The 12159-nt window shown below is 65.6% G+C and carries 10 protein-coding genes; 5 read left to right on the top strand and 5 right to left on the bottom strand.

What is annotated here, in order from left to right; all coding sequences use genetic code 11:
• The first annotated feature begins 78 nt into the window (after positions 1–78).
• From rpoH to cydX, 5 genes are all read left to right on the top strand, one after another.
• On the top strand, positions 79–1014 hold the full coding sequence (gene rpoH / locus BUE39_RS14690) for an RNA polymerase sigma factor RpoH (protein ID WP_073429395.1): 936 nt from the start codon (positions 79–81) through the stop codon (positions 1012–1014).
• A 356-nt stretch (positions 1015–1370) separates the two neighbouring features.
• On the top strand, positions 1371–1631 hold the full coding sequence (gene cydP, locus BUE39_RS14685) for a cytochrome oxidase putative small subunit CydP (protein ID WP_073429394.1): 261 nt from the start codon (positions 1371–1373) through the stop codon (positions 1629–1631).
• Positions 1621–3228 carry a cytochrome ubiquinol oxidase subunit I gene (locus BUE39_RS14680; protein WP_073429393.1) on the top strand — a complete coding sequence of 536 codons (1608 nt, stop codon included), beginning with the start codon at positions 1621–1623 and terminating at the stop codon, positions 3226–3228. The genes cydP and BUE39_RS14680 overlap by 11 nt, the downstream gene beginning before the upstream one ends.
• Positions 3229–3262: 34 nt before the next feature.
• Positions 3263–4399 (top strand): cytochrome d ubiquinol oxidase subunit II, encoded by a 1137-nt coding sequence (gene cydB / locus BUE39_RS14675; RefSeq protein ID WP_073429392.1) that lies wholly within the window; start codon positions 3263–3265, stop codon positions 4397–4399.
• A gap of 28 nt (positions 4400–4427) precedes the next feature.
• Positions 4428–4544: a cytochrome bd-I oxidase subunit CydX gene (gene cydX, locus BUE39_RS14670; RefSeq protein ID WP_073429391.1), complete on the top strand. Its 117-nt coding sequence runs from the start codon at positions 4428–4430 to the stop codon at positions 4542–4544.
• A 148-nt stretch (positions 4545–4692) separates the two neighbouring features.
• Here the strand turns inward: cydX and nagE are convergent, their stop codons facing one another.
• The 5 genes from nagE to BUE39_RS14645 form a co-directional block, all read right to left on the bottom strand.
• The gene (gene nagE / locus BUE39_RS14665; protein WP_073429390.1) at positions 4693–6465 is read right to left on the bottom strand and encodes an N-acetylglucosamine-specific PTS transporter subunit IIBC; all 1773 of its coding nucleotides are present in this window, start codon (positions 6463–6465) and stop codon (positions 4693–4695) included.
• A 110-nt stretch (positions 6466–6575) separates the two neighbouring features.
• Positions 6576–9167: a phosphoenolpyruvate--protein phosphotransferase gene (ptsP, locus tag BUE39_RS14660; protein WP_073429389.1), complete on the bottom strand. Its 2592-nt coding sequence runs from the start codon at positions 9165–9167 to the stop codon at positions 6576–6578.
• 12 nt (positions 9168–9179) lie between these two features.
• Positions 9180–10187, bottom strand: coding sequence for an SIS domain-containing protein (locus tag BUE39_RS14655; protein ID WP_073429388.1), 1008 nt, complete (start codon positions 10185–10187; stop codon positions 9180–9182).
• Complete coding sequence (nagA, locus tag BUE39_RS14650) at positions 10180–11283, bottom strand: N-acetylglucosamine-6-phosphate deacetylase (protein ID WP_073429451.1); 1104 nt, start codon at positions 11281–11283, stop codon at positions 10180–10182. Before nagA ends, BUE39_RS14655 begins: the two co-directional genes overlap by 8 nt.
• 93 nt (positions 11284–11376) lie before the next feature.
• Positions 11377–12111: a GntR family transcriptional regulator gene (locus tag BUE39_RS14645; protein WP_073429387.1), complete on the bottom strand. Its 735-nt coding sequence runs from the start codon at positions 12109–12111 to the stop codon at positions 11377–11379.
• Positions 12112–12159: the final 48 nt, after the last annotated feature.

Genomic DNA, 12159 nt, shown 5'->3' with positions numbered 1-12159 from the left:
GGAAATCAGAGTGCTAACATCCAACGCTGGAGTCGTCACCTGAATACGCTGTTACCTGATTCCAAAGGAGTTTTTTACGTGAGCCATGCAATGACCCTTCCGAGTACTCTGAGCCCGTCGTCGGCTAAGGCCGCTTCGGCAGGTGCACTGGCGCTCTCGCATTCCTCGCTGCTGCCCGGTCAACTGGGCAACATCGACGCCTACATCCAGGCCGTCAATCGCATTCCGATGCTGACGCCTGCGGAAGAACGCCAGTTCGCCACCGAATTTCGCGAGCAGGGCAACCTCGAGTCCGCACGCCGTCTCGTCCTGTCGCATCTGCGGCTGGTCGTGTCGATCGCGCGCAACTATCTCGGTTATGGCCTGCCGCATGCCGACCTGATCCAGGAAGGCAACATCGGCCTGATGAAGGCCGTGAAACGCTTCGATCCCGAGCAGAACGTGCGCCTCGTGTCGTACGCGATGCACTGGATCAAGGCCGAAATCCACGAATACATCCTGCGCAACTGGCGCATGGTGAAGGTCGCCACCACCAAGGCGCAGCGCAAGCTGTTCTTCAACCTGCGCAGCCATAAGCAGGGCTTGGGCGCGTTCACGCCCGACGAGATCGAAGGTCTCGCCAAGGAGTTGAACGTGAAGCGCGAGGAAGTGGCCGAGATGGAAACGCGCCTCTCGGGCGGCGACATCGCGCTGGAAGGCCAGGTCGAAGACGGCGAAGAGTCGTACGCGCCGATCGCCTACCTTGCCGACTCGCATAACGAGCCGACCGCCGTGCTGGCTTCGCGTCAGCGCGACAAGCTGCAAACCGACGGTATCGCGAGCGCGCTGGATGCACTGGACGCCCGCAGCCGCCGCATCATCGAGGCGCGCTGGCTGAAGGTGGAGGACGACGGCTCGGGCGGCTCGACGCTGCACGAGTTGGCCGACGAATTCGGCGTCTCGGCCGAACGGATTCGCCAGATCGAAGCAAGCGCAATGAAGAAGATGCGCGGCGCACTGACCGAGTATGCGTAAGGTCTGAAAAACTCAGCAAACCGGTTCGCGCGACGCACGCTGACCAGCCGGCCGCAAAGCCCCGCCCTCGCAAGACGGCGGGGCTTTTTTCCGTCCAGGCGTCGAAGCGTCGAAGCCCCGCCTCCTTCGCCGTGCGCGCATTGACTCAGGGCCACGGCCGGCCGGCCGGCGTTCCTTGACCTACCTCAACCCCCCTGGCAATACTGCATCAACCGTGTGGCGCCAGCGACCCGATGCCGCAGCGCGGAACCCACGCGCGCAAGGTCCCGCTCCTAAAATCGGGATGCACTCGCCGGATCGCTCGTGCGATCTGGATCCAGCCGGACCAACCGGCGTGAAGTCGCCATCGACCGCCCATGACCCTAGCCCTCAATCGCAATAACCGCCCTCGCCCGAGCCTGCGTCAACGGCTCGCCGGGTGGGTGCGCGGTCCGACGCTGGCGCGGGATATCGCCATCGTCCTCGCCATCAAATTCACGCTGTTGATGGTGCTCAAGTACACGTTCTTCAATCATCCCCAGGCGGAGCACATGTGGCTGCCGCCTGAGCAGGTTTCGCAGGCGCTGCTGTCAACGCCTGCCCCGCATCCGTCCCAAGGTGATCAACATGCCCGTTAGCGAAGTCGTAGAACTGTCGCGCCTCCAGTTCGCCATCACGGCGCTTTATCACTTTCTGTTCGTGCCGCTCACGCTGGGCCTGTCGTGGCTGCTCGTCATCATGGAATCCGTCTATGTGATGACCGGCAAGCAGATCTACAAGGACATGACCCAGTTCTGGGGCAAGCTGTTCGGCATCAACTTCGCGATGGGCGTCACGACCGGTCTCACGCTGGAATTCCAGTTCGGCACCAACTGGTCGTACTACTCGCACTATGTCGGCGACATCTTCGGCGTGCCGCTGGCGGTTGAAGGTCTGATGGCGTTCTTCCTGGAGTCGACCTTCGTCGGCCTGTTCTTCTTCGGCTGGACGCGGCTTTCGAAAGTGCAGCACGTCACCGTCACGTTCCTCGTCGCGCTCGGCTCGAACCTGTCGGCCCTCTGGATTCTGGTGGCCAACGGCTGGATGAACAATCCGGTCGGCGCCACCTTCAATTACCAGACCATGCGCATGGAACTCGACAGCATCTTCTCCGTGCTGTTCAATCCGGTCGCGCAAGTGAAGTTCGTGCACACGGTCTCGGCCGGTTACGTGACGGCGTCGATGTTCGTGCTGGGCGTGTCGTCGTGGTATCTGTTGAAGCGCCGCGACACCGAATTCGCGCTGCGTTCGTTCGCCATCGCCGCCGGTTTCGGCCTTGCGTCGACGTTGTGCGTGATCGTGCTCGGCGACGAATCCGGCTACCGTACCGGCGAAGTCCAGCAGGTGAAGCTGGCCGCGATCGAGTCCGAATGGGAAACCGCGCCCGCGCCGGCGCCGTTCACGCTCATCGGTCTTCCGAACCAGAAGGAAGAGCGCACCGACTACGCCATCCGGATTCCGTACGCGCTCGGCCTCATCGCCACGCGCTCCATCGACGAACCGGTGGTCGGCCTGAAAGACCTGATGGCGCAGAACGAAGTGCGCATCAAGAACGGCATGCTCGCCTACGCCGCGCTGCAGAAGCTCAAGCTGGGCGACGCCACCGACGAAGCCAAGGCCGAGTTCGACGCGCACAAGAAAGACCTCGGCTACGGTCTGATGCTCAAGCAGTTCACCGCGAACGTGACCGACGCCACGCCGGAGCAGATCGCCCAGGCCGCAAAAAAGACGATACCGCCCGTCGCGCCCGTGTTCTTCTCGTTCCGCTTGATGGTCGGCCTCGGCATCCTGTTCCTCGCCACTTTCGTGCTGGCGTTCTGGTTCTGCGCGCAGCGCTCGCTGCTGCTGCAAAAGCGCCGCTGGTTCCTGCGCTGGGCCGTCTGGGCGATTCCGCTGCCGTGGCTCGCGGCTGAATTCGGCTGGATCGTCGCCGAAGTGGGCCGTCAACCGTGGACCATCGCCGGCATTCTGCCGACCCACCTGTCCGCCTCGAGCCTGACGCCGGGCGACCTGTATCTGAGCATCGCCGGCTTCGTGGTGTTCTACACCGTGCTGTTCATCATCGAAATCATGCTGATGTTCAAGTACGCGCGGCTCGGACCGTCGTCGCTGCACACCGGGCGCTATCACCACGAACTGCAACAGCCGCGGCATCAGCCGGTGAATCAGCCGCTGCCGACCAACACGGCCGCATGATTCGCCGCCACTCTGCTTCAAGGGAAACCTCATCATGGATTACGCAACCCTCAAACTGATCTGGTGGGTGCTGATCGGCGTCCTGCTGATCGGCTTCGCGCTCACCGACGGCTTCGACATGGGCGCCGCGATTCTGCTGCCGTTCATCGGCAAGACCGACGCCGAGCGGCGCATCGTCGTGAACACGGTCGGCGCGACGTGGGAAGGCAATCAGGTATGGCTCATCACGGCGGGCGGCGCGATGTTCGCCGCGTGGCCGCTGGTGTACGCGGCGTCGTTCTCGGGCTTCTACTTCGCGATGCTGCTGGTGCTGTTCGCGCTGTTCTTCCGGCCGGTCGGCTTCGACTACCGCAGCAAACGCGAGGACCCGCGCTGGCGCAGCGCGTGGGACTGGGCGCTGTTCGTCGGCGGCTTCGTGCCGGCGCTGGTGTTCGGCGTCGCGTTCGGCAACCTGCTGCAGGGCGTGCCGTTTTCGTTCGACACCGACCTGCGCGTCACCTATCACGGCGGCTTCTTCGCCTTGCTCAACCCGTTCGCGGTGTTGTGCGGGCTCGTGAGCGTGTCGATGCTGGCCGCGCACGGCGCAGCCTTCGTGAAGATGAAATCGGACGGCATCGTCGCCGAACGCGCTTCGCTCGCACTGCGCATCGCGTCGCTGGCCGGCGTCGTGCTGTTCCTGATCGCGGGCGCGCTGATCGCGGTGGTGATCGGCGGCTATCAGATCGTCGACGCCGCGCCGCTCGATGCGGTCGCCAATCCGCTGATGAAGAGCGTGATCGGCGCGCCGGGTCTGTGGCTCACCAATTACGCAACCTATCCGTGGATGACGGCCGCGCCGATAGCGGGTCTCGTCGGCGGCGTGCTCGCCGCGTTGCTCGCGCGCTCGCGCTTCGAAAAGAGCGCGTTCCTGGCGACCTCGTCGACGATCATCGGCGTGATTCTGACGGCGGGCTTCTCGATGTTCCCGTTCATCATGCCTTCGTCGCTCGACGGCCGCAGCAGCCTCACCGTGTGGGATTCGACCTCGAGCCGCATGACGCTGCAGATCATGCTGGTGGCGGTGGTGGTTTTCCTGCCGCTCATCCTGATCTACACGAGCTGGGTCTATCGCGTGATGCGAGGCAAGGTAACCGCGGCGGCGCTCGAAGAAAATCATCATTCGATGTATTGACCGGCAATACGATTAACAGGAGTTTGCGATGTGGTACTTCAGTTGGATTCTCGGCATTGGCGTGGCGTTGGCGTTCGGCATCATCAACGTCATGTGGCTGGAATCGCGCCGGCCGGCGGAAGTGGGAAAGCAGAAAGCGCGTTGATCGAGCCGTGGCCGGCGATGCCGGTTAGCGCAAGCGGGTAAACGCAAAAGCGGCACCTTGAATTGAAGGTGCCGCTTTTTTATTGTCGCGTTGTCTTGTCAGAAGAGACGCGCGGTAAGCGGCGCGGAGGCCGCGGCATCACACGGCATCAAGCCGGCAAAGGCGTCGCGCCGCCGCTCGTGGGCGACAGACGCGTCGCCAGTTGCGCGGCATAGCGCTGCGCCGCCTCGCCGACCACGATATGAAACGTGTCCGCCGACACCCACGCCGTATCGAGCGTGGCGAGGCGCTGACGATCCACCGCCGACGGATCGCGCACGACGATACGCAGACGCGTCGCCGCGACGGCATCCAGCGACACCACGTTGCCCGCGCCGCCGAATACGGCGAGCCAACGCTGCGGGTCAGGATCGAGCGGACCGCCTTGAGCGCTCGCGGCGGCAGTCGCGGAAGCCGCGGCAGGCGCAGCAGCGGACACAGTAACCGCCTTCGCTTCGCCGCCGCCCTGCGCGATTACCGTGCGGATCTCGTCCGCAATAATGTCCGCTTCCGGTCCGATGATCACTTGCACGTTGGTCGCGCCGCGCTTGAGCACGCCGCGCGCGCCGATCGTCTTCAGTTCGTTTTCCGAGACCTTGTCCGAGTCGACCACCGACAGACGCAGACGCGTCGTGCAGGCATCCACCACCGACAGATTCGCCGCGCCGCCCAGCGCCGCGATATAACGCTGCGCGCGCGGCACGGCTGCGCCGGCTACCGGCGAAACGAAGCCGCCGGCGGCAAACGATTCGACCTGTTCATCGGCGGCAGCGGGTTCGCGGCCCGGCGTCGCCATGTTGAATTTGCGGATGAAGAAACGGAACAGCCCGTAGTACAACACCGAGTACACGAGACCGATCGGAATCGCCCACCAGCCCCTCGTCGAGAGGCCGTAGTTCAGCACGTAGTCGATCGCGCCGGCGGAAAACGTGAAGCCGAGGTGAATGCCGAGCGCCGAGCAAACAGCAAGCGCGACGCCGGTCAACAGCGCGTGGATCGCATACAGCACCGGTGCGAGGAACATGAAGCTGAACTCGATCGGCTCGGTCACGCCCGTCAGGAACGAGGTGAGCGCCATCGAGAACAGCAGCCCGCCGACCACCGCGCGGCGCTCCTTCGGCGCTTCATGGAACATCGCGAGGCACGCGGCCGGCAGACCGAACATCATGACCGGGAAGAAGCCCGTCATGAACGTGCCCGCGCTCGGGTCGCCCGCGAAGAAGCGATGCAGGTCGCCCGTCACCGCGGCGCCGCCGGGCGGCGTGAAGGTGCCGAACACGAACCACGTGAGCGAATTCAGAATGTGATGCAAGCCCGTGACCAGCAGCAGGCGGTTCAGCACGCCGAACACGAACGCGCCGAACGCGCCCGCGGTGGTCAGCCAGTGGCCGGCCGTGTCGATCACGGCTTGCACCGGCTGCCACACATAGCCGAACACAATGCCGAGCGCGAGACAGGCCACCCCCGTGACAATCGGCACGAAGCGTTTCCCTCCGAAGAACGCGAGGTAGTCGGGCAGCTTGATGTCCTTGTATTTGTTGTACAGCAAGCCCGCGACGATACCCGCCACGATCCCGGACAACACGCCCATGTTGAGCTTGTCGTTGATGTCCTTCATCACCGCGACTTCGATCAGATAACCGATCGCGCCCGCGAGACCCGCCACGCCGTTGTTGTCTTTCGCGAAACCGACCGCCACGCCGATCGCGAACAGCAGCGGCAGGTTGTCGAAGATCGCGCCGCCGGCGTCGGCGATCATCTTGATGTTGAACACATCGGGCTGGCCCAGGCGCAGCAGCAGGCCGGCAACCGGCAGCACCGCGATCGGCAGCATCAGCGCGCGTCCCAGGCGCTGAATCTTCAGAAACGGATTCCCATCCATTGATATCTCCAATCCTTGTCTCGTTGTGGACTGTCGTTGTCGACTGTCGTCGTTGAGTTTCGTCGCTATACGTGGTTGATCGAGCGAAGCCGGCCGCGGACTGCGTGGGTTCAGTCCAAAGGCCAGGTTTCGCGACTTGCTGCCCTTACCGCCTGGGCCGATTCGAGCGCGAGTGCATCCTGCGCGCGCTGACGGCACAGTTGATAATCGAGGTTGCGCACGCGCGCCTTGATGCCCGGCACCGACACCGGATCCACCGAAAGCTCGGTCACGCCGAGACCGACGAGCAGCGGCATCGCCAGCGGATCGCCCGCCAGTGCGCCGCATACGCCGACCCATTTGCCATGCTTGCTCGCGCCTTGCACGGTCGCCGAAATCAGGCGCAACACCGCCGGATGCAGGCCGTCGGCCTGGGCGGCGAGATCGGCCTGACAGCGGTCCATCGCCAGCGTGTATTGCGTCAGATCGTTGGTGCCGATCGACAGAAAATCCGCGTGCCGCGCAAGCTGATCGGCAAGCAAAGCCGCCGACGGCACTTCGATCATCACGCCGACTTCGATCGGCTCCGTGCGGCCCGACTCGCGGGCGAACTCATCGATGCGTTTGCGGATGCGGATCAACTCGCCGACGTCGGTCACCATCGGCAGCAGAATGCGCACCGCGCCGAGCGGCTGCACCGCCAGCAGACCGCGCAACTGATCGTCGAGCAGATCGGGGCGCACTTGCGCGAGGCGGATACCGCGCAGGCCGAGTGCCGGATTCGGTTCGGGCGGCAGCGTCAGGTAATCGACTTCCTTGTCCGCGCCCACGTCCAGCGTGCGGATGATCGCGGTGCGGCCGTTCAAGGCGTCGACGATGGCCTGGTAGCTTTGGCGATGCTCATCCGTGGTCGGCGCCGCCGAGCGATGGATGAACAGCAATTCGGTGCGCAGCAGGCCGACGGAATCGGCGCCGTTGTCGACGGCGGTTTTGGCGTCGTCGAGCGTGGCGATGTTCGCGGCCACTTCGATCGCGCGGCCATCGGACGTCACCGCGGCCTGCTGCGAAGTGCGGCGGTTCGCTTCGCGCACGCCGGCCAGACGCGTGCGCTCCAGCCGCGCGCGTTCCACGTCGAGTTCGGTCGGCGCGAATTCGAGCCGGCCGGTGCTGGCGTCCACCACCACTTGCGTGCCCTCGGGAATCGCGTGCAGCGCGTCGCCAACGGCCACCAGTGCGGGAATGCCCGCCTGGCGCGCGAGAATCGCCGCATGCGAGGTCGCGCCGCCGCGCGCCATCACGAGCGCGGTGACACGCGAGCGATCCAGCGAAGACAAATCGGACGGCGTGAATTCCTCGGCCGCCAGCACGGCTTCGTCGGGCAACGTGCGCGCTGCGGCGTTCGTATAACCCAGCGCGCGCAGCACGCGCTTTTCGATGTCGCGCAGATCGGCGGCACGTTCCGCGAGCAACGTGTCCTCGATGTTCGTCAGGATGCGGATCTGCGCGCGGATCGCCTCGCGCCACGCGAAACCCGCGCTCTTGCCGAGGCTGATCAGATCGCGCGCCGCGTCGAGCAGCGTCGGGTCTTCGAGCAGCACACGGTGCACCGCGAAAATGCCCGCTTCGCCATGCGCGCCGCGTTGCGAGGCGTCGCGCACGGTGGTGCCGAGATCGGCATCGACGGTGGCAATCGCCTTGTCCAGCAGACGGCTCTCCGCGGCGGACGTGCCGGTCGCCGTCTCCGGCGGATCGATGTCCGCATCGTCCCAGCGCACCAGCTTGCCGACCGCGACGCCCGGCGCCGCGCACACGCCCGCGAGCGTATTCGGCGCAAGCACTTCGTCCGCCGCGCGCGCCATCGCTTGCGGCGCCGGCGAGCTGGCGCGCGCCGGTTTTTCCTCCACTTCGCCGTGCGCTTCGCGCGTCAATTCGCGGGCGATTGCATCGACCGCGGCCAGGGCTTGCGGACCGACGCCCAGCAACTCGACCGTCGCGCCTTCACCCGCGCCCAGCCCAAGCAGGCCGACCACGCTTTCGATCGACGCCTTGCGCCCCTCGTAACGCACTTCGACGCGCGCGTCGAAACCGCGCGCCGCTTCACGGGCACGCGCGGCGGGCCGCGCATGCAGGCCGCCGGCGTGTGCCAGCGTGACCTGCTGACGCGCTTCCTCGGTGACGTTCGTCGCACTTGCCTCGCGCGACGCATGGGCCGCCGCGCCGCCGCGTGCGCGCAGCACCAGCAGCGGCGTTTCGCCGGCTTTCAGCATGCCGCCTTGCACACGCTCGACGATCTCGAACGCGTCGGAATTGGCAATCGCGATCACCGACACGAGGCTCGGCGCATTCAGCGCGACCTGGTCCTGATCGAACTCGATCAGCACGTCGCCGGTGCGCACGTGCGCGCCTTGCTCGACCATCGGCGTAAAGCCCTTGCCGCTCAGCTCGACCGTGTCGATACCGATGTGCAGCAGAATTTCCGCGCCTTCCGCGGTGGCCAGCGTCAACGCGTGACCGGTGCGCGCAAGGTGGGTGACGATGCCGTCGCACGGCGCGACGAGTCGGCCCTCGAGCGGATCGACACCGATGCCGTCGCCGAACATGCCGCCCGAAAACACAGGGTCGGGCACGTTCGCGAGCGGCACGACCGGACCGGTCATCGGCGCGAGCAAAACAATATGGCCTTCAGAATGGCTCTTCAAGCGGGACTCCTCGACACGTCGCATCTGATTTTCTCGTCAGTGAGTTTCGGTGACTTTGTTGAGATGGCGCGGCGCGTCAGGATTGCGCCCGCGCGCGGCGGCAAGGCCGGCGGCCATCACATAAAAGGAAAGGATCGCGGCGATCGGATCGAGCGCCGCATGCGCGGTGGCGGCGAGCGGCAAGCTCGCTTCCGGCACGTCGGCCGGCGCGGCGAGCAGCACGCGCGCGCCGCGCGCCTGCATGTCGCGCGCGAGTTGCAGAAGGCCGGCCTGTTCGGGTCCACGCGGTGCGAACACCAGCAGCGGGTAATCGCGGTCGATCAGTTCCATCGGACCGTGGCGCACTTCCGCGCTCGAAAACGCTTCGGCCTGAATGCCGGAGGTTTCCTTCAACTTCAGCGCGGCTTCCTGCGCGATCGCGAGACCGAGACCCCGGCCGATCACGATCATGCGCTCGATGCCGCGCAATTCGTCCACGGCTTTCGACCAGTCGAGCTTGCCGGCCGCTTGCAGCGCATCGGGCAGCGTGTTCAACGCGCCGAGCAGCGCCGCGTCTTTCTGCCAATGCGCGACCAGTTGCGCGGAAATCGACAGCATCGCGATGTAGCTCTTGGTGGCCGCGACGCTCAATTCCGGGCCGGCCAGCAGAGGCAAGTGGAATTCGCACGCGTCGGCCAGCGGCGAACCCGGCGCGTTCACCGCGGCCACCGTCAACGCGCCGGCGCGGCGCAATGCTTGCATGGTGCCGATCAGATCGGGGCTCTTGCCCGATTGCGAGAACGCGAGCGCAAGCTGGTCGCGCACCTGTAGCGGCGCCTGTTGCAACGTGGCGACCGACATCGGCAGCGAGGCGACCGGCACGCCGAGGCGGCTCATCGTCAGGCTGGCGAAGTAGCTCGCGGCATGATCCGAGCTGCCGCGTGCGACCGTCAGCGCGACATGGCGCGGCTGCTGCGCGAGCTTCGCCGCCAACACCGCCACGCGCGCGGTGTCCGTGAGTTGCGCGGCGACCGTTTCAGCGGACGCCAGCGCCTCTTTAAGCATATTCGACAATTGCTTCTCCTTCGACGTAAGTCGCGGTCAACGCCAGTTCACGATCGAACACGACCAGGTCGGCCCACGCGCCGCGCACGATGCGGCCGCGGTCTTCGATGCCGAGATAGTCGGCGGCGTAGCGCGACAAACGGTTTGATACATCGGCGATCGGCAAGCCGATCGAGACGAGATTGCGCAGCGCCTGATCCATCGTCAGCGTGCTGCCGGCGAGCGTGCCGTCGGCGAGACGCACGCCGCCGAGGCACTTCGTTACGTGCTGGCTGCCGAGGCGGTATTCGCCGTCGGGCATGCCGGTGGCCGAGGTGCTGTCCGTCACCACGTAGAGACGCGGAATCGCGCGCAACGCGGCGCGGATCGCGCCCGGATGAACGTGCAGCAAGTCGGGAATGATTTCGGCGAATTCGGCGTGCGCGAGCGCCGCGCCGACGATGCCGGGATTGCGGTGATGCAGCGGCGACATGGCGTTGAACAGATGCGTGAAGCCGCACGCGCCGTGCTTGAGCGCGGCGACGGCGTCGTCGTAGGTGCCGAGCGAATGGCCGAGCTGCACGCGCACGCCGCGCGCCGCCATCTCCGAGATGATTTCCATGTGGCCGGCGATCTCCGGCGCCAGCGTCACGACGCGAATCGGCGCGATCGACAGATACTTCAGCACCTCGTCCATCACCGCCGAAACGGCGGCGTCGGGCTGCGCGCCGAGCTTGCCGGGGTTGATGTACGGCCCCTCCAGATGCACGCCGAGCACCCGCGAGCCACCCGGCGTGCGTATCTTTGCGTTGTCGCCCAAGCCCGCGACGACGCTCATCAGTTCGTCGCGCGGCGCGGTCATCGTGGTGGCGAGCAGGCTCGTCGTGCCATGGCGCGCATGCGTGCGCGCGATCGTTTCGATCGCGTCGCCGGCTTCCATCACGTCGGCGCCGCCGCCGCCATGCACGTGCAGATCGATGAAGCCGGGCAGGATGTAGGGCGCGTCGTTTGTCGACGGATCGACACGCTCGCCCGTCAGCGCCGTGATGCGGCCGTTTTCGTATTCGAGCGTGCCGTGAATCCACCCATCGGTGGTGAGTATGTTTCCGGTCAGCATGAGTCTCTCTGGTGAGGCGCGATACAGGTGCGACTGAATGGCGTTCGCCTGCGTTGTCGACGGCGGCAGGCCGCCATGCGTCAAAGCGACTTTTCAGGTGCGCAATTCAGCGACGAAATCGTAGTAATCGTCGCGGCAATAGGTGTCGGTCAGTTCGATCGCGCGCTGGTCCGCGCTATATCCGACACGCGTAATGACCAGCAGCGCCGAGCGCGGTTCGATGTCCATTAACGATGCGATCTCGCTCGATGCGTTGACCGCGCGAAAGTGCTGCAAGGCGCGCACGACGGCAGCGCCCCGTTGTTCCAGATAGCTGTAAAGCGACACGCCGATCGCGTGCGGGTCGGGCACGACAGCGGCCGGCAGCGCAGAATGCTCGACCGCCATGACGATGCCGTCCGCGCGCCGCAGCCGCCGCAAGCTCGCCACGGCGGCGCCCGGCGAGAGCCCGAGGTGCACCAGTTCGTCGCGATTGGCGGCGCGGATATCGCGCTCGAGCCACACCGAATCCGGGCGGAAACCGCGCTGCTGCATCTTCTTCGTGAAGCCGGTGAGCCGCGACAGCGGATCTTCGACGCGCGGCGTGATGAAGCTGCCCGCGCCCCGCGCGCGCCGGATCAAACCCTGCTCGACCAGCAACTCGATCGCCTTGCGCGCGGTGATGCGCGACACGCCGATCGCGTCGGAGAGGGTGCGCTCCGACGGCAGCGCCTCGCCCGCCGACCACACGCCGCAATGAATCGCCGTCGCAAGATTGCGCGCCAGCTGCAAATAGAGCGGCGTGACGTTGCGGGCGTCAGGCATGAGTGCGGACCAGCGAGTTTCCATGGGGCTCCGGCGGTGTGCGTGGAAGAGTCCGGCCTACGAAAAAGAGAG

The sequence above is a fragment of the Paraburkholderia terricola genome (assembly GCF_900142195.1).
Lineage (GTDB): Bacteria > Pseudomonadota > Gammaproteobacteria > Burkholderiales > Burkholderiaceae > Paraburkholderia > Paraburkholderia terricola.
The sequence above is the reverse complement of the archived record's forward strand: the minus strand, read 5'-3'. Positions and strand labels throughout refer to the sequence as shown.